Source organism: Planctomycetota bacterium (assembly GCA_039819165.1).
Lineage (GTDB): Bacteria > Planctomycetota > Phycisphaerae > Phycisphaerales > UBA1924 > JAHCJI01.
This window is the reverse complement of sequence record JBCBSM010000001.1, coordinates 2,559,590-2,584,272: the sequence shown is the minus strand read 5'-3', so window position 1 is coordinate 2,584,272 and position 24,683 is coordinate 2,559,590. Positions and strand designations below refer to the sequence as shown.

General features: G+C 70.9%; 19 protein-coding genes, 1 tRNA gene and 1 pseudogene. 10 read left to right on the top strand and 11 right to left on the bottom strand.

All coding sequences use genetic code 11. The features are described 5' to 3' along the window. Positions 1–26: 26 nt before the first annotated feature. The 3 genes from trpB to crcB all read left to right on the top strand — a co-directional run bounded on the left by trpB (position 27) and on the right by crcB (position 2,697). The gene (trpB, locus tag AAFX79_11325) at positions 27–1,253 is read left to right on the top strand and encodes a tryptophan synthase subunit beta (protein ID MEO1009149.1); all 1,227 of its coding nucleotides are present in this window, start codon (positions 27–29) and stop codon (positions 1,251–1,253) included. A gap of 131 nt (positions 1,254–1,384) precedes the next feature. Then, entirely contained in the window at positions 1,385–2,266 is an 882-nt protein-coding gene (locus tag AAFX79_11320; GenBank protein MEO1009148.1) for a hypothetical protein, read from the top strand. Between the two features lie 17 nt (positions 2,267–2,283). After that, positions 2,284–2,697: a fluoride efflux transporter CrcB gene (gene crcB / locus AAFX79_11315; GenBank protein MEO1009147.1), complete on the top strand. Its 414-nt coding sequence runs from the start codon at positions 2,284–2,286 to the stop codon at positions 2,695–2,697. Here the strand turns inward: crcB and tyrS are convergent. Continuing rightward, entirely contained in the window at positions 2,694–4,088 is a 1,395-nt protein-coding gene (tyrS, locus tag AAFX79_11310) for a tyrosine--tRNA ligase (protein MEO1009146.1), read from the bottom strand. The genes crcB and tyrS overlap by 4 nt on opposite strands. 33 nt (positions 4,089–4,121) lie before the next feature. Then, positions 4,122–4,976: a prepilin-type N-terminal cleavage/methylation domain-containing protein gene (locus tag AAFX79_11305; protein ID MEO1009145.1), complete on the bottom strand. Its 855-nt coding sequence runs from the start codon at positions 4,974–4,976 to the stop codon at positions 4,122–4,124. Positions 4,977–5,134: 158 nt separating this feature from the next. Here AAFX79_11305 and AAFX79_11300 point away from each other — a divergent pair, with 158 nt between their 5' ends. Together AAFX79_11300 and AAFX79_11295 are read left to right on the top strand one after the other, a co-directional pair. Continuing rightward, complete coding sequence (locus tag AAFX79_11300; protein MEO1009144.1) at positions 5,135–6,175, top strand: GC-type dockerin domain-anchored protein; 1,041 nt, start codon at positions 5,135–5,137, stop codon at positions 6,173–6,175. Between the two features lie 28 nt (positions 6,176–6,203). Continuing rightward, complete coding sequence (locus tag AAFX79_11295; protein ID MEO1009143.1) at positions 6,204–6,884, top strand: biliverdin-producing heme oxygenase; 681 nt, start codon at positions 6,204–6,206, stop codon at positions 6,882–6,884. A 23-nt stretch (positions 6,885–6,907) separates the two neighbouring features. Here the strand turns inward: AAFX79_11295 and AAFX79_11290 are convergent, their stop codons facing one another. The 5 genes from AAFX79_11290 to ileS form a co-directional block, all read right to left on the bottom strand. Beyond that, positions 6,908–7,513, bottom strand: coding sequence for a hypothetical protein (locus tag AAFX79_11290; protein ID MEO1009142.1), 606 nt, complete (start codon positions 7,511–7,513; stop codon positions 6,908–6,910). Between the two features lie 56 nt (positions 7,514–7,569). After that, positions 7,570–8,349, bottom strand: coding sequence for an exodeoxyribonuclease III (locus AAFX79_11285; GenBank protein ID MEO1009141.1), 780 nt, complete (start codon positions 8,347–8,349; stop codon positions 7,570–7,572). Positions 8,350–8,380: 31 nt separating this feature from the next. Then, positions 8,381–9,862, bottom strand: a complete 1,482-nt coding sequence (locus AAFX79_11280; protein ID MEO1009140.1) for a sigma-54 dependent transcriptional regulator — start codon at positions 9,860–9,862, stop codon at positions 8,381–8,383. 6 nt (positions 9,863–9,868) lie between these two features. Then, on the bottom strand, positions 9,869–10,699 hold the full coding sequence (locus AAFX79_11275) for a HAMP domain-containing sensor histidine kinase (GenBank protein ID MEO1009139.1): 831 nt from the start codon (positions 10,697–10,699) through the stop codon (positions 9,869–9,871). 119 nt (positions 10,700–10,818) lie between these two features. Further along, positions 10,819–13,797, bottom strand: coding sequence for an isoleucine--tRNA ligase (gene ileS, locus AAFX79_11270; protein MEO1009138.1), 2,979 nt, complete (start codon positions 13,795–13,797; stop codon positions 10,819–10,821). A 405-nt stretch (positions 13,798–14,202) separates the two neighbouring features. On the opposite strand from ileS, the gene AAFX79_11265 reads away from it, so the two are divergent. Together AAFX79_11265 and AAFX79_11260 are read left to right on the top strand one after the other, a co-directional pair. Continuing rightward, positions 14,203–16,605 carry a hypothetical protein gene (locus AAFX79_11265; GenBank protein MEO1009137.1) on the top strand — a complete coding sequence of 801 codons (2,403 nt, stop codon included), beginning with the start codon at positions 14,203–14,205 and terminating at the stop codon, positions 16,603–16,605. Next, entirely contained in the window at positions 16,602–17,099 is a 498-nt protein-coding gene (locus tag AAFX79_11260; protein ID MEO1009136.1) for a hypothetical protein, read from the top strand. The genes AAFX79_11265 and AAFX79_11260 overlap by 4 nt, the downstream gene beginning before the upstream one ends. 244 nt (positions 17,100–17,343) lie before the next feature. Here the strand turns inward: AAFX79_11260 and AAFX79_11255 are convergent. Both AAFX79_11255 and recA read right to left on the bottom strand, forming a co-directional pair. Next, a tRNA-Leu gene (locus AAFX79_11255) sits at positions 17,344–17,429 on the bottom strand. A 183-nt stretch (positions 17,430–17,612) separates the two neighbouring features. Beyond that, positions 17,613–18,641 (bottom strand): annotated as a pseudogene (gene recA, locus AAFX79_11250) (recombinase RecA). Between the two features lie 413 nt (positions 18,642–19,054). Between recA and AAFX79_11245 the strand changes: the two are divergent. Next, positions 19,055–19,807 (top strand): DUF6065 family protein, encoded by a 753-nt coding sequence (locus AAFX79_11245; protein ID MEO1009135.1) that lies wholly within the window; start codon positions 19,055–19,057, stop codon positions 19,805–19,807. Here the strand turns inward: AAFX79_11245 and AAFX79_11240 are convergent. Then, positions 19,804–20,964, bottom strand: a complete 1,161-nt coding sequence (locus AAFX79_11240) for an ABC transporter permease (GenBank protein MEO1009134.1) — start codon at positions 20,962–20,964, stop codon at positions 19,804–19,806. The two genes, AAFX79_11245 and AAFX79_11240, sit on opposite strands and share 4 nt — an antisense overlap. Beyond that, complete coding sequence (locus AAFX79_11235) at positions 20,961–22,040, bottom strand: ABC transporter ATP-binding protein (GenBank protein ID MEO1009133.1); 1,080 nt, start codon at positions 22,038–22,040, stop codon at positions 20,961–20,963. The genes AAFX79_11240 and AAFX79_11235 overlap by 4 nt, the downstream gene beginning before the upstream one ends. Before the next feature lie 159 nt (positions 22,041–22,199). Between AAFX79_11235 and AAFX79_11230 the strand changes: the two genes are divergently transcribed. Then, on the top strand, positions 22,200–23,855 hold the full coding sequence (locus AAFX79_11230; GenBank protein ID MEO1009132.1) for a sigma-70 family RNA polymerase sigma factor: 1,656 nt from the start codon (positions 22,200–22,202) through the stop codon (positions 23,853–23,855). Continuing rightward, a complete protein-coding gene (locus AAFX79_11225; protein MEO1009131.1) occupies positions 23,856–24,650 on the top strand; it encodes a prepilin-type N-terminal cleavage/methylation domain-containing protein in 795 nt (264 codons plus the stop codon). It begins immediately after the preceding gene. Positions 24,651–24,683: the final 33 nt, after the last annotated feature.

Here is a 24,683-nt window from a genome sequence, read left to right as displayed (position 1 = left end):
ATCGCGGCGTGCTGTAAACTGTTCGCATGACGACCAGCGCCGTCCCCGACGCCACCGGCCGATTCGGCCGATTCGGCGGCACCTTCGTGCCCGAGACGCTCATCGCGCCGCTGCGGGATCTCGATCACGCATGGCAAGAGGCTCGCGGCGACGACGCGTTCTGGGACGAACTCAACGCGCTCCTTGCCGACTACGTGGGCCGGCCTACGCCGCTGTACCTCGCCGAGCGGCTGACCGCACACGCCCGCGGCGACACCGGCAGCGCGGCCCGCATCTGGCTGAAGCGCGAGGACCTGGCCCACACCGGCGCCCACAAGATCAACAACACCGTGGGCCAGGCCCTGCTGACCAAGCGGCTGGGCAAGGCCCGGATCATCGCCGAGACGGGCGCGGGCCAGCACGGTGTGGCGAGCGCGACCGCCGCCGCCCTCGTCGGCCTGGAGTGCGTCGTCTACATGGGCGCCGAGGACGCCCGCCGCCAGCACCTCAACGTCACCCGCATGACCATGCTCGGGGCCGAGGTGCGGGAGGTCGAGTCCGGCAGCCGCACGCTGAAGGACGCGACCAACGAGGCCATGCGGGACTGGATGGCCTCGAGCGAGAACACGCACTACATCCTCGGCTCGGTCGTCGGCCCCCATCCCTTCCCCTCGCTGGTGCGGGACCTGCAGCGCGTCATCGGCCGCGAGACCAAGCAGCAGTGCCTCGATCGATTGGGCGCGCTGCCCGATGCGATCGTCGCCTGCGTCGGCGGCGGCTCCAACGCCGCGGGCATCTTCTACGACTTCGTCGAGGACGCAAGGGTCAAGCTCGTCGGCGTCGAGGCCGGCGGCGACCGGCCCGACGGCGACGCCACCACCGGCCTGCATGCCGCCCCACTCAGCTTCGGCGAGCCCGGCGTGCTGCACGGCTCGCTCAGCTACGTCCTGCAGGACACCCACGGCCAGACCGGCGAGGCCCACAGCTGCTCGGCCGGCCTGGACTACCCCGGCGTCGGCCCCGAGCACGCCTACTGGAAGGACGCCGCCCGCGTCGACTACCGCGTCTGCGGCGACCGCCGCGCGATGGACGCCTTCCTCTTACTAGGCCGGACCGAGGGCATCCTGTGCGCCCTGGAGACGGCGCACGCCGTGGCCGAGGCGATCGACCTCGCCCGCGAGATGCCCAGCGGCGCGAACCTGGTGATCAACCTCTCTGGCCGCGGCGACAAGGACGTGGAAGAGGCGGCGAGGCTGCTGGCGGAGCTGGGCTGAGCTCACCTAGATGCAAGGGAGTCCGAATCGAACGGCGGAAGCACTCCGCAACTCGCTGGCATGCATGCGCCCCAGGCGCTAGGGCAATCCGGGTATAGACTGGCCGCGGCCTAGCACCAAGGAGAGGCCGCATGACGATCCAGTACACGCCGCACGAGAAGCTCAGCCTGCGTCGCCATCCGGCCCTCAACGAGGCGTGGCTGCACGACCGCATCTGCGAAGATCCCGGCGTGCTCGGGCTCGGCGACGTGCGCGTGCTGGACCGCGAACGCTCGCTCACGGGCGGCGGCCGGCTGGACCTGCTGTTGTTCGATGACGACAACGATCGCCGCTACGAGGTCGAAATCCAATTGGGCGCGAGCGATCCGAGCCACATCATCCGCTCGATCGAGTACTGGGACCTCGAACGCCGCCGCTACCCGGCGTACGAGCACGTGGCGGTCCTCATCGCCGAGGACATCACGACGCGGTTCCTCAACGTGATGGCCCTCATGAGCGGCAGCATCCCCATGATCGCGATCCAGCTCGACGCGCTGAAGGTCAACGAGCACGTCCTGCTCAACTTCGTGCAGGTTCTCGACCTGACCGACCTGCGGGCGGACGACACCGAGTCCAGCGATGACGCCGGGGGCATCGTCGAGCGCTCGTACTGGGATCAGCGCGCTGGCCCGGCGCTCATGAAGATCTGCGACGACGTGCTCGCCATGGTCAACGAGCACGCGAACGCGCCCCAGGAGTTCAACTACCTGCGCGGCTACTTCGGGCTCAAGTCCGGCGGCGTCGTGCGCAACGTCGTCGCTCTCAGCCCCAAGCCGACGCGTGGCGTGGTGACCGTGTACATGTACATCGACGACGCCGACGCGTGGAAGGCCCGCTTCGAGGAGGCCGGCGTGCCGGTCCACGGCAAGCGAAAGAACCGCCTGCAACTCAAGCTGACGCCCGAGGACGCCGCCGAGCACGCCGACCTCGTGCGCGAGGCCGTTGCGGCGGCCGTGGCGTACGCGGGGGTGTAGGCCCGGAGGCCGACCCCATGTCCTGGTTCCCCGCCATCGCAACCGTCGCCCTCGGCGGCGCATTGGGCGCCGTGCTCCGCTACGCCGCGGGGCTCGGCATCGCGGCGCTCCTCAAGGGGCACGACCTCGCCGCCCACGCCGCCACGCTTGCGGTCAACCTCGCCGGCTGCCTTGCCATTGGCGCGCTGCTGCCCTGGCTGCTCGCCCGCGAAGCCGACGGCGGCACGCACCACCTGCGGCTGCTGCTGGTCGTGGGCCTGCTCGGCTCGTTCACGACCTTCAGCGCCTTCGGACAGCAGACCATCGATCTGCTGCGCGACGCGAAGCACGCGCACGCGGTAGCCTACGTCGGCGTGCACATCGTCGCCGGCATCGCCGCGGTCGCAATCGGCGCCTGGGTCACGAGCCGGTTCGTCGCGACGTCCGGCTAGCTGGACACCCACCGCACGACGCACTGCTTCTTCTTGCCCCGCTTCAGCACCGTGAGCTTGCCGTGCAGCACGTGCACCTTCGTGAGCGCCGCCTTCGCGGGGTCGAGCTTGACGGGCTGGCCGTTGATGCGGATCGCGCCGTTGGCCAGGAACTCGCGAGCCTCCCGCTTCGAACTGGCCAGGCCGGCCTCGATCAGCAGCTCGACCAGCGGCACGCCGCCCTCGAGCCTCGCGAGCGGCATCTCCCGCGACGGCGCGTCGGCCACCGCGTGCTCGAGCTGCTCGATGGGCAGCGCGTCGATGGCCCCGGAGAACAGCGCCGCCGCCGCCTGCTCGGCCTGCCGCATCTGTTCGTCGCCGTAGCGCAGCGTCGTCGCTGCGCGAGCGAGCGCCGTCTGCGCGAGCCGCTTGCCGGGCTCGGCGGCGTGCTCGGTCTCGATCTGCTCGATGTCCGCGCGCGATAGCAGCGTGAACGTCCGCAGGAACGGGCCGGCGTCGTCGTCGCTGGCGTTGAGCCAGAACTGGTAGTAGTCGTACGCGCTCGTGCGATCGGGCGTGAGCCATACGGCGCCGGCCTCGGTCTTGCCGAACTTGGTGCCGTCGGCCTTGGTCACCAGCGGCGCGGTGAGGCCAAAGACCGCCGCCCGCTCCTCAAGCTTCTGCTGCGCCTCGTCGGGATCCACCGCCTGCTGCAGCCAGCCCGGCCGCTGCATCGGCAGCTCGACGTGCAATCGCCGGATCAGATCGGTCCCCGCGACGATGTTGCCCCACTGGTCGCTGCCGCCCACCTGGATGGTGACCCGCTGGGTGAGGTGCAGCTGCGCGAAGTCGAGCGCCTGCAGCACCATGTAGCTGAACTCGGTAAAGCTGATGCCCTGCTCGCGGTTCTGCAGCCGCTCGCGGACCGAATCCCGCTGGATCATCTGGTTGACGCTGAAGTGCTTGCCCACGTCGCGCAGCGCATCGAGGAAGCCGACCTTGCCCAGCCAGTCCAGGTTGTTGAGCACCGGCGGGGCGGCTTGCCCGGCGCCGCGGAACACGTCCTCAAAGATCGGCGTCTGGGCGCGCACGTTGGCGGCGATGCGGTCCTTGCCCTGCAGCTGCCGCTCGGCGCTCTTGCCGCTGGGGTCGCCGATGAGCCCGGTCCCCCCGCCCATGACCACGATGGGCTCGTGACCGGCCCGGGCGAAGTGCACCAGCACCATGATCGGCACGAGGTTGCCGATCGTCAGCGAGTCGGCCGTGGGATCGAAGCCGCAGTAGATCCGGCGGGGACCCGCCGCCAGGTGCTCGCGGAGGCCGCCCTCGTCGGTGCACTGGTGCAGAAGTCCGCGCCAGCGCAGCTCGCCCAGGACGTCGGTGATCGATGCTTCGGCCGTCTCCATCGCCATGGACGAATCGTATGAGCAACGACCGGGCGGGATTCAGCGACGCCGGGGCTCGGGCGCCCAGTCGGCCCGATCGGCGCCGTCGGCCCAGCGACGCATGTCGAGGATCTCGTCCCAGCCGAGCAGCTCGGCGTGGCCGTCGAGCATGGCGGCGACGGCGCGGCCGTTGTGCCGCAGCGCGATGAAGCCGCTGTTGATGCCGGGGCTCGGCGCACGCTCGTCGTAGGCCTCCTGCCAGCCGGCGCCCAGCGTCGGCGCCTCGACGCGGAAGAAGCCGCCGGGCTCGGGAAGCTCCGGCAGCGTGCCCGCGCCCCGGAAGCGGGCAGATGCGAACGCCAGCACCTCCGTTGGCCGCCGCGCCTCGTCGTCCCGACGGACGTACACCCGCCCGAAGATGCGCCTGCTCGTCGGGTCGCCGAGCTGGCTGACGCTGCCGCCCACAAACGCCGAGTTCATCCCCAGCGTGGGGTACAGGCTCACGACATACTGGAAGTCGCCCCGCCGCTGCCGCAGCTCCGCGAGCACCTTGTCGTCCTTGTAGAGGCCGGCGAAGTTGTACTCCAGGTAGGGCGCAAGCCTCCACGGGTATCGCTGGGCCGCGAACACGTCGCCGATCGGCTCGCCGCGATCGTCGAACGGGGCGCTCGCCCCGGACACCTCCGAGCGATCCGGGAAGCCCGGCAGCACGAAACCGGCGTGGTCGTTGGCGTAGAGCTGGAAGGCCACCATCACCTGCTGCGCCGCCGACGCCTCGCGGACGCCCCGGGCCAGCCCGCGGGCCGAGGCCAGCGAGGGCAGGAGGATGGCCAGGAGTATCGCGAGGATCGCGATCACCACGAGCAGCTCGATGAGCGTGAACCCGCGGCTGGGGGCGGCGGCGGAGCCTGCCATGGCGGTCTCCTTGCGTGGCGTTGTCCCTCGACGTGGGCGCGACATTCCTGCCATACAGCAATCATTCTTGACTCACAGGCAACGCACGACCACTATATGAGCCTGAGACTCGATCTCAATTAACTCGGCAAATCAGCAACCCGCACTGGAGACCACCGATGCCACGCCACGACCGCACCCTCGCCATCGCCGCCGCCCCCCTCCTGGCGATGGGCGCTTCCGGACTCGCCCAGACCGGCCCGATCACCGTGAGCTTCGACGAGCCGGCCCGCGACCGCTGGAACTACCCCTTCAGTGCGACGCCGGGCACGCGCGTCGCGGCCAGCGTGTTCGGCGCGGTGGGCGTCCCGGGATTCGATGATCGCGACGCACAGTTCGTCGTGGGCTTCGATACCGCAGCCGACATCCCCACCGGCCTAGGCGCCGACGCCTATCGCGTCGTCTCCGCCCGCGTGCAGCTGGTCATCCTCAACCGGGACACCTTCGCGTACGACCCGACGATCGATCCGATCGCGACCTACCTGCCCGACGGCGATCCCGATCGCGCCGAGGACGCCGACGCCGGACGCCCGATCGAGATCTTCGCGACCGCCTACCGCAACGGCTTCTCCATCGCCACCTGGGAAGAAACGACGGACTTCACGACCGACCCCACGTTCCCGCCGCCGGAGGGCAGCCGCACGGCCTTCGCGGCCGTGTACGGCGCGGACGGCGCGGCGACGGACGTGTCCAATCAGGTCGCCGACCGCCTCGACGCCGAGCCACTCGCCGTCGGCCTCACGGACGACGCCGCGCCCGGCGAGCTCGTGCCGGCCGAGGCCTTCTTCGCGTTCGACATCGACACGTGCGGCGTCGGAGCCGCCCGCTTCTTCAGCGAGTCGCTCGACGCCGGTCGGCTGAACTTCACGATCACGGGCCTGCACGACGCCACGATGGGCACCACCGACCCGACCTTCCCGGTCTTCATCACTCGCGAGAACGCGCTGGCCGCACCCCTTGGCTACGCCCCGCGGCTCGAGCTGACGGTCATCGCGGTCGACGATGCGGACCTCAACGGCGACGGCGAGCTCACCATCTTCGACTTCCTGGATTTCCAGAATGCCTTCGATGCCGGCGATCCGCTCGCGGACTTCGACGGCGACTGCGCCCTCACGCTGTTCGACTTCCTCGCGTTCCAGAATGCCTTCGATGCGGGCTGAATAGACTGCCCATCGAGGGAGCAACGCCATGACGACCAGTCCGACCAAGCCCGCCGAGCCCGAGAGCCGCGTTGGCATCGCCGACACGCTCAAATCCGGCACCTGGGACCTGCACCAGACGGCCGAGAACGGGCACTTCCAGAAGCGGTTGGTGAAGGGCGAACTCGGCCGAGGCGAGTACGCGGCCCTGCTCGCCCAGCTCCTCGTGGTGCACCGGGCCCTCGAGGCGTCCATCGAGCACGCCGGCCGGCACTGCGAGCGGGTCCGCAGCCTCAACGAGGACCAGCCGACCCACAGCCCGCGGCTGGAGCAGGATCTCAGCACGCTCGGCGTCGAGCCCGCGACGGTGCGGCCGGTGTCCGCGGCGGAGGACTTCGCCTCCTGGCTCAACGCCACGGCGCACAAGAACCCGACCGCGGTCATCGGCCCGCAGTACGTGCTCGAGGGCTCGACCAACGGCAACCGCTTCATCGCTCGGGCCATCGGCCCCGCCCTGGGCCTCGAGGGCGACGGCCTGCGGTACCTCGAGTCGTACGGCGATGAACAGCGCGAGTGCTGGGGCCGATTCCGCAGCAGGCTCGATCGCCTCGACCTCGATGCGGATGCGCTCGATGGCATCGTCGCCGCCGCCCGGCGGACGTTCGAGGGCATCCATGCGATCAACACGCAGCTGCTCGATCAGCTGAGCGGCCGAACGCCAAGCGCCTAGTCGTCGCGACTCGCTCGCGCCCGCTAGTCGCTGGGCTTCATCGCGCCGGCGATCGTGCGGAGCATGCCGCGCCAGCGCTCGCCCTCTTCGCGGAGGTCGTACTCCACAACGTCGGCGGCGCGTGTCAGGTCGTTCGCGCCCAGCGCGGCCCTGAGCTCCGCCAGCAGGCCCGCGAGCGCATCGATGCGTCCGCCGAGATCCGCGTCTGTTGCGTAGCGATCGAGCGTGCCGCCAACGGCCGCCGACCCGTGGGTCACCGCGTCGCGGACCGCCTGCCAGGTCGCGAGCAGTTCGGTGATCGAGCCCATCGCCGCCGACAGGTCGCCGCGGTGGATCTGCTCGGCCGACGCCGCGTGGTGGGCGTCGGCATCCTGGAGTGCGTCGGCGGCATCAAACAGCGTGACCCGCACGAGCGCGACGGGGTCGGCGGAGGTCATCTCGACGTGCTCGCCGTCGAGCGGCCCCTCGCCGGGCTCCTCCAGGGCGGCCTCCCCGATCCGCGCGCCGTCGACCTGCACCTCGATCACGATGCGGGATCGGGCCCGGGCGGCCTCGGCGCCGGCGCGGATGGCCGCCGCCAGCGAGCCGCCGTCGGTCTGCAGTTCTTGTCCGTCGAGGGTCGCGCGCATGGGGGCCTCCTCGGACATATCGGACCGCGGCTTGACCCAACCCCAGCGCAGCTGGCCTATTTCGCGGCCAGATCGAGGTCCACGATCACTGGTGCGTGGTCGGAGATGCCCGCCGCCGCGTCGCGGTCGATGCGGCAGTCCCGCACGCGCTTCGCCGCCGCCGGGTTCGCCAGCAGGTAGTCGATCCGCCAGCCACGGTCCCTCGCCCAGGCCTGCCCACGCATGGACCACCACGAGTACGGCCCGTCGACGTCGCCGTGCTTCTCACGGATCAGGTCCCGCCAGCCCGCGTCGAGCACGCCGCCGATCCACGCGCGCTCGTGCGGCAGGAAGCCGCTGGTGGTGCGGTTGCTCCGCCAGTGGAAGATGTCCCGCTCGGTGTGCGCGACGTTGAAGTCGCCGCCCAGGATCACCGGCGTGCGCTTGCGGCGGAGCGGCTCGATCCACCCGGCGAACCTCGGCAGCCATTCGTCCTTCACGGCCTGCCGGTGCTCGCCCGAGGTGCCCGACGGCAGGTACGCGCTCACCACCAGCAGGCCGGGCAGCTCGCCCAGCACGATGCGGCCCTCGTCGTCGGGCTCGCCATCGAGGCCGATCCGAACACGCTTCGGCTTCACACGCGAGAGCAACGCCGTGCCCGAATAGCCCTTCCGCTCGGCGGGGTTCCAGGTGGCGTGCCAGCCGCCATCATCGAAGAGTTCCTGCGGAACCTGCTCGGGCTCCGCCCGAACCTCCTGGAGCAGCAGCACGTCGGCGTCGATCGCGTCGAGCCGCTCCCGCAGGCCGCGCTTGGCCGCCGACCGGATCCCGTTGACATTCCAGGTCACGATGCGCATGCCGCCGCACGGTATGCCCGAACGTGCCGCCCTACGCGTCCTCGGGCCCGTCCAGCCCCAGCGCCTTCATCTTCTTGTAGAGCGTCGTGCGGTTGATGCCCAGGTCGTCGGCGGTCTTCTGGCGGTTCCACTCGTTGGCCCGCAGCGCCCGCCGGATGATCCGCCGCTCGGGCTCGCGGAGCGCGTCGACCAGCGGCGTGGCCACCCACGGCCGATCGTCCTCTGCCGCCGCCGGCCTGGGGCCCAGCGGGCCCGTCGCGTTCTCGATCACCTGCTGGGGCAGGTCGTCGAGGCCGATGGTCGGCGTCCGCGTCAGCACCGCCGCTCGCTCGACGATGTTCTGCAACTCGCGCACGTTGCCGGGGTAGCTGTACCGCCGCAGGGCGTCCATCGCCTCGTTGCTGAAGCCCAGCAGCGCCTTGCCCAGCTCGTCGGCGTTCGCTTCCAGGAAGTGCTTGGCGAGCACCGGCACGTCGTTGACGCGGTCCCGCAGCGGCGGGATCTCGATCTTGACGACGTTGATGCGGTAGTAGAGGTCCTGCCGGAAGCGGCCCTCCGCGACCAGCTCCTCCAGCGGCTGGTTGCTGGCCAGCACGACCCGCGTGTCGACCTCGATGGTCTCGTTGCTGCCCACCGGCTCGAAGCGCCGCTCCTGCAGCACGCGGAGCAGCTTGAGCTGCATCGCGGGGCTCGCGCTGTTGATCTCGTCGAGGAACAGCGTGCCGCCGTCGGCCGCGAGGAAACGCCCGGCCTTGTCCGCGTGCGCGCCGGTGAAGGCGCCCTTGACGTGGCCGAACAGTTCGCTCTCCAGCAGCGTCTCGGGGATGGAGCCGCAGGAGATCTCGACGAAGGGCTCGTCCCGCCTCGGGCTGTTCTGGTGGATTGCCCGCGCCACCAGGCTCTTGCCCACGCCGCTCTCGCCAGTCATCAGCACGGTGGTGCGGCTGGGCGCCACGGCCTCGATCAGCTCGAACAACCGCTGGATGCGGTGGTCCCGCCCGACAATGCCCTCCAGCCCATACCGGCCCGCGAGCTGCTTCTTGAGTCGCCGGTTCTCGCTCAGCAGCACGTGCTGCCGCAGCGCCCGCTCGAGCGAGACCCGCAGCTCGGCATCGACCACGGGCTTGGTCAGGTAGTCGCTGGCGCCCAGACGGAGCGCCTCCACCGCCGACTCGATCGTGCCGTAGCCCGTCAGCATGATGACCGCCGCGTCGTACTCCTTCTGGATGCGCTGCAGCAGCTCCATGCCGTTGAGCCCGGGCATGGACACGTCGCAGATCACCAGGTCGAAGGCCTCGGGCACGCGATCGGGCGCGTCGGTGTGCTGCTCGGCCTCGGCGAGCGCCTCGAGCGCCTCGGCCCCGTCGAGCGCCGTCGCCGCTTCGTAGCCCTCACGCTTGAGGAACTCGGCGAGCGACTCGGCGACGATGGGATCGTCGTCGACCACGAGCACCTTCCGCCGATCGGTGGAGGCCTTCGGCGGGCTGCCGTCGAGTTCTGCGGTTGCCGCCATGGATGCCTAGCCGATGCTCGTGCTGCCGTGGTCCTGCGGCACGGGGTAGCGGACCCGCAGCACCGCCCCGCCGCCCGAGCCGGACGGCCCCAGCTCGATCGAGCCGCCCATGTCGGAGACGACCTCGGCGCAGATCGCCAGCCCGAGCCCGAAACCCTCCCGCTTGGAGGTCACGCCCGGCTCGAACAGCCGCCCCGCCGGCAGCTCGCCGTCGACGCCCGCGCCGTCGTCGACGATCTCGATGCGGACGCCGTCGGCGTCGTCCCCCGGCTCAACCGCGACCTCGACGCGAACCACGCCGCCCCGGCCGCCCCGCTCGATGGCCTCGATGGCGTTGCGGATGCCGTTGAGCAGCAGCGGATAGATCGCACCCGCGGGGATGACGCCCGCCTCGGCGTCGATCTGCAGTTCAAGGTTGGCCCGCACCTCGGCCGCCGCCGGCGCCAGCACCGAGACGGCGTGCTCGGCCGCCTCGCCCAGCGTGATGGGCGCGCCCTTGGTGATCGTCGGCGAGCCCGCGGCCCCCAGCGAACCCGTCAGCGTCGCGTGCAGCAGGTCGCACATCCGCTCGAGGGCCGAGTACGCCGTCGCGACGTGCTTGCGGGCACTGTCGAGGTCGTCCGCATCGGCGGTGCTGACCTCGGCGTCGAGCGACCGCTGCGCCAGCGTGAGCTGCCGCATGGACCCATCGAGCAGGCCGTTGAGATCGTGCGCCAGCGTGGTCAGCCGGTCGGCCACGGGCACCGAGCCCGCGGCGGCGGGCGGCGGGGCGGCCCCACCACGGCGGGCGGACGGCTTCGGATCGCGATCGGGATGATGCTCCATCGCATCATTCATCGGCCCGATCCGCCGCCGACCTGTGTCCGCTGGTCATCATCCGCCGAAGCTGCGCTCTCGGACGTTGACGACCCGCATCATTGGAAGCGTTATTCGCGGCCGATCGCGCAGCACGTGCGCTATGCCACGCCGATGGCGATCGCGTCCCGCTCGCTGAGCAGTCCGCCGTCGGAACGCTCCTTGACGGTGCCGTCCCGCTTCCACGACCGCTCGCAGCGCGGCTCGCTTCGGAGGTCCTCGACCATGATCTCCCCCGCGGACGCATCAACCGCCACGCGGCTGACGCCCAGCAGGTCGGCCAGGTCGAGCGGGCCGAAGGCCGCCAGCACACCGTCGGGGTCGGGCAGCGTGACCCCGGCATCGAGCGGGTTGTCGATGCCCAGGCCGCCCTCGGCCTCGGGCTTGCGGGCCTGCTCGATGCGCACGAGGGCGGCGTCGCGGGTCTGCATGGCGGCCGCCCAGCGGTCCTCGCACGCCACGCCCAAGCTCACGACGAACTCCTCCAGGTGCACGCAGGTCTCGTCGTCGTCCACCCGGCGCAGCGCACGGAAGGCCTCGTCGGCCGTGTGGCAGAGTACCGGCGCGAGCAGGCGGCACAGCCCATCGGCGATGTGGTAGAGCGCCGTCTGCGTGCGCCGGCGACGCAGCGCATCGGGTGCGTCGCAGTACAGGCGGTCCTTGATCGCCGCCAGGTACACGGCGCTGAGCGTCTCGTTGCAGAAGTCGTACAGCAGCGAATGCACGGCGCGGAACTCGTACCGCTCGTACGCCGCGATGACCCCGGTCGCAACTCGGTCGTATTCGGCTAGGGCCCAGGCGTCGATCGATGCCGGCTCGATGGCCGACAACTCGACGGCGTGCTGCGCGGGATCGAAGTCGCCGAGGTTGCCCAGCACGAACCGCAGCGTGTTGCGGACCTTGCGGTAGCTCTCGCCGGCGATCTGGAAGAACTCGTCGTCGGTCTTGGCGTCGTTCTCGTAGCTCAGGCTGCCGACCCACCAGCGGAGCACGTCGCAGCCGTATTTCTCGAAGAGCTTCTCGATGGTGTCGCCGCGGCTCTTGCTGAGCTTGTGGCCGTCCTTGTCGACCATGAAGCCGTGCGTGACGATCTTCTTGTACGGCGGCTCGCCCACGGAACCCAGCGCGCAGGCGAGGCTCGACTGGTACCAGCCGCGGTGCTGATCGGAACCCTCGAGGTAGAGTTCCATCGGGAAGCCCAGCCCCCGCGCCCGCATGACGGCATTCCACGTCGCGCCCGACTCGAACCAGACATCGAGGATGTCCTCGCCCTTGGCCAGCGTGGCCTTGTCCAGGCCGCGCAGCGACTCGGGCAGGTCGGCGTCGGCCGACGCTTGCCAGCCCGCCAGCAGCGTGGCGGCGTCCTCGGTGAACCAGGCGTCGCTGCCCCGCTCGCCGAAGACCGCCGCGATGGCGCGCACGAGCGCGGGCGTCAGCACGGTGTCGCCGTCGGGCGTGACGAACGCGGGGATGGGCAGCCCCCACGACCGCTGGCGGCTGATGCACCAGTCCGGGCGGCTCTCGAGCATGCCCCGCAGGCGGTTGCGGGCCCACGCGGGGATGAAATCCACGCTCTCGGGGTTGCCGGCGTCCACGGCGTGCATCGCGCGATCACGCAGCGACGCCGGCGGGGCATCCTCCCCCGGCACGCCGAACGCGCCGTCGATCGACACGAACCACTGCTCGGTGCAGCGGAAGATGACCGGTGTCTTGCTCCGCCAGTCGTGCGGATAGCTGTGCATGAACGTGTGGTCGTGGAAGAGGTGCCCGCTCTCGCGCAGCCGATCGGTGATGGCCTGGTTGGCCTTCCAGATGCTCTGGCCGGCGATCCACTCGGGCACGGTCTCGTCGTAGGTGCCGTTGCCCCGCACCGGGCAATAGACGGGCAGCCCGACGCGCTTGCCGGTGTCGTAGTCGTCGGCGCCGTGGCCCGGCGCGGTGTGCACCAGGCCCGTGCCATCCTCCAGCGTGACGTACTCGGCCTCGACGATCTGCCAGGCGTTCGAGACGTCGGCGTCGGATTCGCCCAGCGGCGTGGCCGGCGCATCGCGGAACGGGTGCTTGTAGCGCAGGCCCACGAGCTTCTCGCCCGAGGCCGTCGCGAGCACCTGCACGTCCTCGGCCTTGGCGATTCCGGCGACCTTGGACAGCAGGTCCTCGGCCACGACGGTGACGTTGCCGTCGATGCGGGCCACGGCGTACGCGTACTTCTTGTGCACGGCAACCGCGAGGTTCGCCGGCAGCGTCCACGGCGTGGTCGTCCAGATCATGAAGCTGGGCGTCTGCTCGGGGCGATCGTCCCCGGACAGGCCAAACGCCTCGTACACGGCGTCGGCGTCGGCGGCCTCGAAGTCGACGTAGACCGAGATGTCCTCACGATCCATGTACTCTAGCTCGGCCTCGGCGAGCGCCGTCTCGTTGGCGATCGACCAATGCACGGGCTTGAGCGCGCGGTAGACCAGGCCGCGCTCGACGAGATCGGCCAGCACCTCCGTGGTGGCTTGCTCGAACTGCGGGTGCAGCGTGAGGTACGGGTCGCCGTAGTCCGCGAGCGTGAGCAGCCGCACGAGCTGCCCCGATTGCAGCTCGACGTACTTGCGGGCGTAGGCGTCGCACGCGGCACGGATGCGGGCGCGGCGGGCCCACGGATCCAGGCCCTCGAGCTGCTTGATCTCGCCGGACTTCACCAGCTCGGCCATGACCTTGTGCTCGATCGGCAGCCCGTGGCAATCCCAGCCCGGCACGAACGGACAGTCTCTGCCCAGCATGCTCTGGCTGCGGACCACGAAGTCCTTCAGGCACTTGTTGGTCAGGTGGCCCAGGTGGATCGAGCCGTTGGCGTACGGCGGGCCGTCGTGGAAAACGAAGGGCTCGCGGCCCTTGCGTGCTGCACGGAGCCGGCCGTACAGGTCGGAGCCGCTCCACCGCTCGATCGACTGCGGCTCGTTCTTGACCAGGCCGGCTCGCATCGGGAAGTCGGTCTGCGGCAGGTTGAGCGTGGGGCGATAGCGGTTCTTGTCGGCCTTGGGCGTCTTCTTGGTCTGCGCGCCCGCGGGCTGGGTTGGCGTCGATTCGGTCATCGTGCCCTCCGCCCCCGCGTGCGGGGGGCATCGGTCGTCGCTCGGCGGGCTCGCTGCTGCGTGGGGCGGCGAGCCTGTCGCTTGGTGTCGCTTGCCGGCGTGGTTGGCTGTGCGATGGGATTCACGGCGAATGGATGGAACGCGGGAGCGTCGGCGGGGCGTCGCCCGCACGCGGCGTGGGCCCCTCAGCGGGGCGAGATAATTCGCCGGATCGCGGTCATCGTGCAACTGTAGCGCGATGGCCGTGGCTTCTGGCGGCCGGGCCGCGGCCGCGTCGATACGCTGGGGCTGCACCGGCGCGGATGGCCGGCCGTTGATCCAGCTATGTTTGTGCGGCGCGCCGCCCTCCCCGGCCGCCGCCACCACCCGCCCGGACACCCGGCGAGACACACGACGCGTCAACGGATGACCCAGCAGGACGACACAGCACCGGATCTGAGGCGGATGGCCGACCTGCGGCCGTCCGATGGCCTGCGGAAGACGCGGCGGCTCTCGGCTGCGCAGCGGGCGATGGTGTTCGGCGAGGCGATGCCCTGGCTCGACCCCGCCGATCGCCAGCGGGCCGCCGCCTGGTTGGTGCTGCAGGCCGAGCGGGGCAACCGACCCGCCGCGGGCGTCGCCGCCGCGCTGCACCGGCTCGCGCGGATCGCCTGGGGGGGCGACGCGGCCGCCCCCGCCGACGAGGCGGTCTACCAGCTCACGCGGTGCTGGCCCTCGGTGCCCCAGGCGCTCAAGCCCATTGCGCTCTCGATCGGCCCCCGCGCCCGCTGGACGCGGGCCATCGAGCGTGCCGCGGCGAGCGCCGACCCCGCCGCCCGGGCCTCGATCGCCGAGATCGCCGCCACCATCGCCACCCCCGGCGCGATGGACCTGGTGCTCGGGCTGCTGTGCGACGACGTCCGCGGCGTGCAGGTGGCGGCCGAGCGAGCCATCGTCCGCGCCACGGGCCGCGCCGGCCTGCTCGCGGCGGGGGGGGATGCCGACGAGGACGCATCCGCCGGACCGACCCCGGACGACGAGCCCGTCGAGGGCATCGAGGGCGTGCTGGCCCAGGCCATCGCCGAATTCGACCAGCACCGTCGCTTCGGCGTGCTGCTGGCGGCGGTGGCCACGCTATCGGACGCCTCGGCGTCGGCGGCGCGCCGGGGTGTCGGCCACGCGCTGGCGGCCTGGTTCGCCGGCGACTCGACCCCCGCGCATGGCGCCCTGCGGATGGTGCTCCGCAAGGCCGACATCGCGCTGGCCCGCGAGCGTGCGCTCTCCTGGATCGTGCTCGACCCCGTCGCGTCGGCCGCCGGCGACCGGTTGGCGCGGGCCCGCACGCCGGCCGAGCACGACGCGGTGCTCGCCCGGGTCCACCTGATCCGCCGTGCCGAGCGACGCAGCAAGCTGGGCTACCTCCGAGATCGACCCAAGCTGCACAAGCCCAAGGCGGCGGGCCCTGCGGATGCCGGGTTGGACCCGGCCGAGACGCCACCGGCGACGATCCGCTGGCCCGAGGCCTGCCCCGTGCCCGACGAGGCGATGACCGAGGCGCTCTCGCCCGCCGGCCGCGCCGGGCTCGCCGAGTGGCTCGCGGGCATCGGCCTGGACAGCCCGACGCGGACGCACATCCTCATGCGGAGGCTGGTCGACCCCGAGCCCCGCGTGCGATATTCGGTGGTCCGCTTCGGCACCACGACCCTCCGCGAAGACCTCGTGTACGACCCGAGCGGTGCGGTGTCGCGGTCGGCGGCGCTCTCGCTCTCCCGCGTCGGCGAGCCAATGGAGGCCTCGCCCGAGCCGTGGATGCGGGGTCTGGGCCGGCACGCCGACGCCTCGCTCCGCGCCATGGGTACCCAAGAGCGGGCTCGCCACGACGCCGATGCCGCGACCGCCGCGGGAACCTGCGCCGCGCGGCGGCAGGCGTCGGCCGGCACGCTCGACCCCGCGAGCCGCATCGCCGAACGCATCCACTACGCCCTCGACCCCAGCGACCGCATCTCGGCGATGAGGCTCGCCGTCCGCCTCGGCCTGTGCGAGGCGCGCGAGATCCGCGAGGCGATGCTCGAGGTGCTCCGGCTGGGCGACGCCGCGCGGCAGCGCGAGGGCGACGCCAGCCGCGTTGTGGCCACCGCCGTGCGGGCCCTGACCGCTGTGCCGGGCGATGCCGTCGTCACGGCGCTGCACGCCGCGCTGCACGCCGAGCACCCCCGCGTCCGCGCCAACGCCATCGAGGCGCTGGCCGAACGCCGCCGCAAGGGGATGCGGGTCGATCCCGCGGACATATCCCTGATCGAGTTCACGGGCGATGCGCACCAGCGCGTCCGCGCCAACGCGGTGCGGGCGGCGCTCTTTGCGGGGCATCGGCCGGCGTCCAAGCTCGAGGCCAAGCCGACGCCGCCGAACACACCGGAGCGCCCGCACGACCACGAGCGCGCCGGCGAGACGCTCCGCTCGATGCTCGGCGACGAGCGGCCCGCGCACCGCGTGTCGGCGCTCTGGGTTGCGGGCCGGGCGCTGCGGCGCGGGCCCGAGATCGCGCTGGGCACCCGCTGGACCGAGCTGGCGGCGGTCATCGCCGACATGGCCCGCCACGACCCCGACGGCGCCGCCCGCGCCCGGGCCGCCGCCTGCATGGGCAGCCTGGAGGCCGAGGCCCGCCAGCGGTGGCGACGCGGTTCGGGCCGATCGAGCGACGACTCGGCCTTCGACATCCCCGTCGACGAGCTGCGGGCCGTCGCGGCCGAGGCGCGGGTGCTGCCGGGGGGCCAGGTGGAACAGGACACGCCCGCGGGCCGCAGCAGGGGTAAGGGAGCGGTGGCATGATGCGGCTCGTGTTCGCGGCCTCGCTGGCGTTCGTTCTTGTGGTTGCGCCCGATGTGCTGGCATCGGGGCAGTCGCAGGATGTCGACCTGCGCTCCATCGAGCTGGTCATCCCCGGCGCAGAGGAGGGCGCCACGACCGCCGGCGGGGGCGAGCAGCTCGCACCGAGCTGGCGGGATCGCCTGGCGCCCGCCGCCAAGCTGGGCCTGACCGCGATCGCCATCGGCGTGCCGCTGGTGGTCATCGTCGCGGGCCGCCTGTGGCACCGCCTGCCGGCCGAGGACCGCGCCCTCATCGTGCTCTCGATGACGCTGGGACGGGGCAGGACCTTCCGCGACCGCGTGCGATCGCTGGCCGAGCACAGCCGCGGCGTCACGCCACTATCAATGCTGGTGGCGCCCAAGGCCTTCGACGCCGCCCTGGCCAGCGCGAACCACGCCGAGCGGGCGTTCGGCCAGCCGCTCCGGCACGCGGTGCATGGGTTCCGGAAGGGCTAGGGAAGGCTCGGCCGTCCCATGATTCGACGAAAGCACGCGATCGCCTTTGCGTCGTAGTCGTGGTAGTCCTCCCAGATAGTGGCCGTCTTCGAAGCAAATGACGGCGTACTCCACTCCTTCGTGCAGCCTCGTGTGCCACAGTTCGTCTTCCGGCTGGCGGTATCGCGAGAAGTCCCGCTTCACTCGCACTCTCATCGACGGTCCTTCTCCACGAAAAAACCGGCCTTCACAGGCCGGTTTCGAGTGCGGACGAGAGGAGTCGAACCTCCACGGGATTTTACTCCCACTAGGACCTGAACCTAGCGCGTCTGCCAATTCCGCCACGTCCGCGGTTGGTCTGGATCATAGCGCTCCGTAGTGGCCTCCGGCCACACACTCGCTCTCGTACGGCCGCGCGGGGGTGAACCCCGCGGGCCTGATCGAGCGCTGGCCGGTCCCCGACCGTCGATCGCTGGACGCTCCGGTCCCAGCCGGCTGGTGCTACTTCTTCGCCTTGGCCTGGGCCTGCTCGAGGTGCCGCTGGAGCACCTTGTGGCGGATCTCGGCGGCCAGGTCGTCGTTCTCGCGGAGGAACTGCTTGGAGTTCTCGCGGCCCTGGCCCAGGCGGACCTCGCCGTAGCTGAACCATGCGCCGCTCTTGTCGACGACCTTGTGCTCGACGCCCAGGTCCAGCAGATCGCCCGAGATGCTGATGCCCTCGTCGAACATGATGTCGAACTCGGTCTGGCGGAAGGGCGGGGCGACCTTGTTCTTGACCACGCGAGCCCGCACGCGGTTGCCGACGGCCTGCTCGCCGTCCTTGATCGAGCTGATGCGGCGGATGTCGATGCGGACCGAGCTGTAGAACTTGAGGGCGCGGCCGCCGGGCGTGGTCTCGGGGCTGCCGAACATCACGCCGATCTTCTCGCGGATCTGGTTGATGAAGATGACGGTGCAGTTGCTGCGGGCGATGATGCCCGTGAGCTTGCGCATGGCCTGGCTCATGAGGCGGGCCTGCAGCCCGACGTGGCTGTCGCCCATCTCGCCCTCGATCTCGGCGCGGGGGATGAGGGCGGCCACCGAATCGACGACGATGACGTCGACGGCGTTCGAGCGCACCAGCAGCTCGCAGATCTCCAGGGCCTGCTCGCCGGTGTCGGGCTGGCTGACCAGCAGGTCGTCGATGTTGACGCCCAGGCGGCGGGCCCAGGACGGATCGAGCGCGTGCTCGGCATCGATGAAGGCCGCCACGCCGCCGGTCTTCTGCGCGTGGGCGGCCACGGTGAGGGCGAGCGTCGTCTTGCCGCTGGACTCGGGGCCGAAGATCTCGACGATGCGGCCCCGCGGGATGCCGCGGCCGCCGAGCGCCAGGTCGAGCGAGAGCGCCCCGGTGCTGATGCCCGGGATGTTGAGGGCGGCGTTCTCGTCCAGGCGCATGATCGCGCCCTTGCCGAAGTTCCGCTCGATCTGGCCCACCGCGAGGTTGAGCGCCTTGGCCTTCTCGGGATTGGGCTCGGGCTTGGTCGCTGCGCCCGACGCGGACGCGGGCGGCTCGGGAGCCACGATCTCGGCGGCGCCGTTGCCCTTGGGGCGGCCGGGCTTCGAACCGTTGGGGCTGGACGAACTGGGCTTGGGCTCGACGGATGCGGGGGCCTTGGTGGCCGTCCCGCCCTCGGACTTCGCGCGTGCCATGGGCACACCTCCGGTTGTCTTCGGCGTGCCGTGGCCTGCGCGGACCTCGTTCGCGGACGGGGCCGGCCGGGCGTCACGCCGCTGCAGCACGTCGTGCCCGCGCCGGCCCACCGTGGCCTCGTGCGTCGGGTGCCGGGGGCGGTGCTGGTCGCGTGCCCGGCTTGCCGCGAGTTTACCAGAGCCCAAACAAGCAGTCAACCGTCCGGCATGCATTCGGGTGCGAAGATTTCGCAAGCGCGGCCGCCGCTGGTATGCTGGCGTCGCACCCGAGGGAGGATCAGGACGTGCCCGAATCCATCACCATCGACGGCCCGTGCCCGCTGACGGCCTACGTCGTGAGCGACCCGGCGGGCTGGACCATCGAACCGGGCGGCCCCAAGCGGGACTGGATGGACAAGACGCCCGGCAAGGGCGCCTACCGCTGCCTGCCGCTGGCGATGGCCAACCAGGCGGGCTGGATCATCGGCTGCCCCGCCACGTTCTCGTGCCGCTGGAACGGCAAGGACTCACCCGATGGGCTCACGATCAAGGTCCACGACGGACCGCCCGGGATCGAACCCTACATCTCGAGCCACTTCGGCAGCGGCATCCTGACCTTCCGGCTGCCGTGGCTCTTCCGCACGCCGCCAAAGATCGGCCTGTTCGTCCGCGGCGCGACCAACAGCCCCAAGGACTTCGCGGTGCCGCTCGACGGCCTGGTCGAGACCGACTGGTCGCCGTCGACCTTCACGATGAACTGGAAGATCATGAAGCGGGGCACCGACGTGTGGTTCAAGAAGGGCGACCCGGTGTGCATGCTGCAGCCCTACCCCATGGCGCTGCTGGAGTGGACCGAGCCGAGGTCCCAAGCGATCGACAGCGACCCGAAGATGCACGAGGCCTACCTGACCTGGGCCGCCTCGCGGCAGCAGGCCATCGTCCAGAGGGCCGAGACCGGCGAGGACGTCTGGCAGAAGGACTACCTCAAGGGCCAGACCGTCAGCGGGCCGGCTCCCGAGCACCATCGCTCGAGGCTGAAGCTGAAGGACTTCGGCTAGAAGTCGCGCCGCTTGAAGATCCAGCAGGCGATGGCGAGGATGAAGGCCTCAAAGGCCAGGCTGGTGCCCAGGATCCACCCGAGCGAGCGGGACTCATATTCCGCTTCGGCGGCCTCGCTGGCTTCTTGCTGGACGGCGATGTCGTCGTTGGTGGGCTCGGGCTGCCGAACGCGGGCGGTCTCCTCGGGATCGATCAGCACACGCCCGAGCAGCGCCGTAGTTTCGCTCGTCTTGGGGAGCGGCGCCTTGACGTAGCGGAGCAAGTCCGTCCAGAACTGCCACTCGCGTTCGGCCTGCGTGGCCTCTTCGAGATCGAGGCGCCGCGACGGCAAGATGGGGCTGCGCTCGTCGAGTTGCTCGGCCGTGAGATCGAGCGACTCCAGCGGCTCCAAGCCCTCGGCCTCGCGACGCTCGTTCTCCTCGTTGAGCAGCACCAGACGCGCCGCTCGCTCGGCGCGTTCGAGGCTGGCGGCGGCCCGCTCCAGGCGCACCTCGGCGGTTGCGTTGAAGGCAACGATGGTCTCCTCGGTGCGGTTGTAGATGATCAGCGCACCCCAGGCCAGGCCGGTCAGCAGCAACGCGGCGATGGTCGATCGAGTGATGATGCCCAGCAGGGTGCAGAACGCGAAGAGATAGCTGAACATCACCGTCACGATGGGTATCGCCAGGAAGATGCTCCACTCCCAATCGCCACCCCGGATGCCGATGACGAGGAACGCCCCCGCAGAGAACACGGCCACCTGGAGAGCCGTGAACAGCAGGCCACCGGCGAACTTGGTCAGCAGCAGCCGCACCCGGCCGATGGGTCTGGACAGGATGGCCTCGATCGACCCACTCGAGATCAGGTCCGGCACGATGCCGGCCGTCGAGATCAGGGCCAGCACGATGGCGATCCAGGTCAGCCAGACCTGCACGCCCAGCCCGAGGAACATGTTCTTGTAGAAGAGCGACGGCGGAATGTTCTCGCTCGTCACGGCGAACTCGCCGAGGCTGCTGAAGAGCACGAAGCCCGCGAAGGTGATGCCCTTCTCGTTGATCCCCGCCGTGCCGCACACGGCCACGACCAGCACCGTCAGGATCATCGTGATCCAGAACAGCTTCTTGGCGTGCAGCTCGCGGTAGGCGTCGACCAGCAGCGCGATCGTCTGGGTGATCATGCCCCACCCCCGTTCGTGCCGGCGGCGGCCCGGGCCGCGCCGGGCGAGTCGTCCCGCTCGACGGCCTGCAAGAAGAGGTCCTCCAGCGACGGACGGTGCTTGCGGACCTCGCGGATCACCCCGCCCTTGGCCCGGATGGCATCGAGCACGGGCTGGATCACGCCGGCCTCGGTCGTGCCGATCCACAGGCGGCTGCCGTGTACCTCGACGGGCTCGCCCGTCGCGAGCTCGCCCCGGAGCCCGACCCGGCGGGCGAGCGGCGAGGTCGTCGGCGGCGCCAGGCCCGCGGTCGGCGACGGCGCATCATTGCCGCCCCCACGCGCGAGGTCGGGCAGCGCCCTGGCGAACGCATCGCCCGCGAGCTCCGGTGCGGCGTCCAGCTCGATCTCGTAGCGATGCATGCCTTCGGTCAGCTCCTCGATGGTGCCCATCGACACGACCTGGCCCTTGTGCATGATCGCCACGCGGTCGCACACCATCTCCAGCTCGCCCAGCAGGTGGCTGTTGATGAACACGGTGCGGCCCTCATCCCGCATCCGCATGAGCATGTTTCGGATGTCGCGGCGGCCCACCGGATCGACGCCGTCGGTCGGCTCGTCGAGGATGACCAGCTCCGGATCGCTCACGAGCGCCTGGGCCAGGCCGATCCGCTGCCGCATGCCCTTGGAGTACCCGCCGACCTTCTTCTTGTGCCACGCGCGCATGTTGACGAGGTCGAGCAGCTCGTCGGCGCGGCGGCGGCGATCGGCCCTGGGCATCTTGGCCATGGCCCCGAAGAACTCCAGCACCTGCTGCCCGGTCAGGTGCTTCGGCAGGTTGTGGTGTTCGGGCAGGTAGCCCACGCGGGTGAGGGCGGCCTTGCGGCCCAGCGGCTCGCCCAGCAGCCGCCCCGAGCCGCCGCTCCGCTTGACGGCGGTGATCAGGATCTTGACCAGGGTGCTCTTGCCCGCGCCGTTGGGCCCCAGCAGCCCGAAGATCGACCCCCGGGGCACGTCCATGGTCACGCCCCGCAGGGCGTGGACCCTCCGGCCGTACCGCTTCCGGAGGTCCTGCAGCTGGACGACGGCATCGCTCATGGGCGTATCTCCCCGCCGCGTTGGTTCGGGATCTTCCCTCGGGCGTTTTGCCGGTCCGCCCCGGATGGCCCACCCCACGCGGAGCACCTGCGCAAGAAATCGATTGTTGCGCGCACACCCGGGCCGCGGCGTACGACCTTGGGGCGAAGGAGCCGATCCATGCCCACGATGCACACCAGCCCGCCCGACTCGCTCGCCGCCGTCGACGACGCAACCGCCCTGCGGCGCTACGTCCGCACCGGCGATCCGGAGGCCTTCGAACTGCTCGCGCGGCGGTACTACGCGATGGTGGTGGCGACCTGCCGCCGCCGGCTCGGGAGCGACGCCGACGCCGAGGACGCCGCCCAGGAGACCTTCCTGAGGCTCGCCCGCAGCGCCGGACGCGTCCGCAGCAACGTGGCGGCATGGCTGCACGCCTGCGCCATCGGCACCTCCATCGACCTCGTCCGCCGGGCCGGCGCACGATCGCGGGCCGAGCGGACGGCGGCGGACCGCCGCGATCACGCCCTCGAGCCGCCCGCCAGCGAGCGGCTATGGATCGACCTGGAGCCGGTCATCGACCAGGCCCTGGCCGAGCTGGGCGACGAGGATCGCCAGCTGGTCGTGGCTCGATTCCTGGCCGGCCGATCGCAGGCCGAGCTGGCCCGCGAGCTGGGCGTCAGCGAGGGCACCGTGTCGCGGCGGGTCTCCCGCGTGCTCGAGAAGCTCCGCCGCCGGCTCGCGAGGGGCGGTCTCTCGGTCGTGGGCGTGGTGGCGCTCGGCGCGGCGTTGCGGCACGCCTCGGATGCCGCGTCCGCGGGGACCGCCTCGTCGGGCGTCGCGAAGATCGCCATCGCGGGCATCGGGGTGCAGAAGTCCAAGCTGCCCGCGGTGCTGGTGTCCGCGGGGCTGGCGGCCAGCATCGGGGCGGCGGCCACGGTCGCGACGGTCCTCGCCGTTGGCCCCGGAAGCGGCGCCGCCGGTGGTACGCCCGCCGCGCCGCCGATGCCCGCGTTGGTGCTCGGCGCGGGCGTCTCCGCCCGAGACGCCGGGCCACCGCCCCCCGCGCGAACCCTCGGCCCGTTCGAGATCATCTCGGCCTACGACGAGGACTTCGACGCCAGCGGCACGTTCGTCACGGGCAGGAGCCTCGCCCTCCGCCGCGGCGTCGACGCCGCGACCGGCGTGCCCGTGCGCATCCGGCTGGACATCCGCGAGACCCGCGTGGTCGAGGACGACCGACGAACCAAGAGCCTCCGCGAGGTCGCCGAGCTCGACGCCATCACCGCCAGCGTGATGCCCCGGGAAGACGAGTGGCAGCGCTTCGAGCGCGGCGAGGCGCTGACGCTCCGAGTCGCCTTCGACCAGTACGACCGCATCGTGATCCGCGAGAAGGACGACAAGGTCCAGATGGGCAAGAACGAACCGGCGTGGTACGGCGTCCGCCCGCCGCTGGGGTGGGACGAGCGGGACGACATCCCCGACGACGCCGGCCCGCTGGGCATCCTGGGCCCGTGGACCGAATCCGAGCGCATCCCGGTCACCATGAGCGGCACGGAGATCCGCTTCGGGCCCGATGGATGGAACGCCGGCCGCTACCGCATCATCGAGTGGATCCAGATGTCGGGCTACTCGCGGGTGCTCAGCATCCAGGCCGGCGGCCGCGACCCGAGGCTCATCGGCACGCGGTTCCGGCTGTTGATCCGCAAGAAGGGTGACGACTACGAGATCGCGTACTTCACGCCGTCCTCGGGCCGCAGCACCCGCTGGCCCGCGTCCTTCGAGTACACGGCGGAGAATCCCGTCCGCGTCGTGACCATCGCGGGGGACCGCTAGATGCATGCCCCCCGCCACACCCTCCGGCCCGCGCGATCGGGCGTCACCATCATCGAGGTCCTCGTCACGCTCGGCATCCTGGTGGTGCTGTTCACCATCGCCACGCCCATCATCCTGCAGGGCCGCTTCGCCGCCAAGCAGACCCGGTGCCTCAGCAACATGCGGCAGGTGCTCGTGGGCGTCAACGCGTTCTCGGCGTCCAACGCCAGCCGGCTGCCCGAGAACCGCGTGCTCGAGTCCTCTTCGGAGTACATCACCTGGCGGCGGCTGCTGATGGACCAGCAGTACGTCGACGACGCGACCATCTGGAGCTGCCCGCTGCACCCCGAGCCCGGGCCGCGCAGCGAGGTCGGCTACGAGACCGGCGGCGCCCGCTGCGTCGGCGACGTCGTCTCGAGCTACGCCCTCAACGGCCACCTGCTGTGGCGCCGCGACCAGCGCGACGAGCAGGCCCGCATCAGCGACGCCGTCATCGATCGCCCCAGCCACACCATCCTCGTGGCCGAGACCAACCGCGCCTTCTGCCACCTCCGCGTCAGCCCGCCGATCGTGGCCAACTACTTCGGCGACAATCCCGGGCCGTACAGCTACTGGCACGACGGCAAGGGCGTCTACGGATTCCAGGACGGCCACGTCGAGATCCTGGGATTCCTCGAGACCGGCAACCCCGACTGCCGCTGGCACAACCGCCAGGACCTGACGCCCGACCCCTTCGTGCCGCAGACCACCGAGGAGCGCAAGCCCCACGGCCACCCGGACTGGAAGTTCCTGGTGCCCGAGATCTATCGACGCTGATCCGGCGCCGCTGATCCGGCGCCGCCAATCGTC

What these genes read in the sequence shown, in the direction of transcription:
- trpB (MEO1009149.1), top strand. Translation starts at nt 27, where the DNA reads ATGACGACCAGCGCCGTCCCCGACGCCACCGGCCGATTCGGCCGATTC.
- AAFX79_11320 (MEO1009148.1), top strand. Translation starts at nt 1,385, where the DNA reads ATGACGATCCAGTACACGCCGCACGAGAAGCTCAGCCTGCGTCGCCAT.
- crcB (MEO1009147.1), top strand. Translation starts at nt 2,284, where the DNA reads ATGTCCTGGTTCCCCGCCATCGCAACCGTCGCCCTCGGCGGCGCATTG.
- tyrS (MEO1009146.1), bottom strand. Translation starts at nt 4,088, where the DNA reads ATGGCGATGGAGACGGCCGAAGCATCGATCACCGACGTCCTGGGCGAG.
- AAFX79_11305 (MEO1009145.1), bottom strand. Translation starts at nt 4,976, where the DNA reads ATGGCAGGCTCCGCCGCCGCCCCCAGCCGCGGGTTCACGCTCATCGAG.
- AAFX79_11300 (MEO1009144.1), top strand. Translation starts at nt 5,135, where the DNA reads ATGCCACGCCACGACCGCACCCTCGCCATCGCCGCCGCCCCCCTCCTG.
- AAFX79_11295 (MEO1009143.1), top strand. Translation starts at nt 6,204, where the DNA reads ATGACGACCAGTCCGACCAAGCCCGCCGAGCCCGAGAGCCGCGTTGGC.
- AAFX79_11290 (MEO1009142.1), bottom strand. Translation starts at nt 7,513, where the DNA reads ATGCGCGCGACCCTCGACGGACAAGAACTGCAGACCGACGGCGGCTCG.
- AAFX79_11285 (MEO1009141.1), bottom strand. Translation starts at nt 8,349, where the DNA reads ATGCGCATCGTGACCTGGAATGTCAACGGGATCCGGTCGGCGGCCAAG.
- AAFX79_11280 (MEO1009140.1), bottom strand. Translation starts at nt 9,862, where the DNA reads ATGGCGGCAACCGCAGAACTCGACGGCAGCCCGCCGAAGGCCTCCACC.
- AAFX79_11275 (MEO1009139.1), bottom strand. Translation starts at nt 10,699, where the DNA reads ATGAATGATGCGATGGAGCATCATCCCGATCGCGATCCGAAGCCGTCC.
- ileS (MEO1009138.1), bottom strand. Translation starts at nt 13,797, where the DNA reads ATGACCGAATCGACGCCAACCCAGCCCGCGGGCGCGCAGACCAAGAAG.
- AAFX79_11265 (MEO1009137.1), top strand. Translation starts at nt 14,203, where the DNA reads ATGACCCAGCAGGACGACACAGCACCGGATCTGAGGCGGATGGCCGAC.
- AAFX79_11260 (MEO1009136.1), top strand. Translation starts at nt 16,602, where the DNA reads ATGATGCGGCTCGTGTTCGCGGCCTCGCTGGCGTTCGTTCTTGTGGTT.
- AAFX79_11240 (MEO1009134.1), bottom strand. Translation starts at nt 20,964, where the DNA reads ATGATCACCCAGACGATCGCGCTGCTGGTCGACGCCTACCGCGAGCTG.
- AAFX79_11235 (MEO1009133.1), bottom strand. Translation starts at nt 22,040, where the DNA reads ATGAGCGATGCCGTCGTCCAGCTGCAGGACCTCCGGAAGCGGTACGGC.
- AAFX79_11230 (MEO1009132.1), top strand. Translation starts at nt 22,200, where the DNA reads ATGCCCACGATGCACACCAGCCCGCCCGACTCGCTCGCCGCCGTCGAC.
- AAFX79_11225 (MEO1009131.1), top strand. Translation starts at nt 23,856, where the DNA reads ATGCATGCCCCCCGCCACACCCTCCGGCCCGCGCGATCGGGCGTCACC.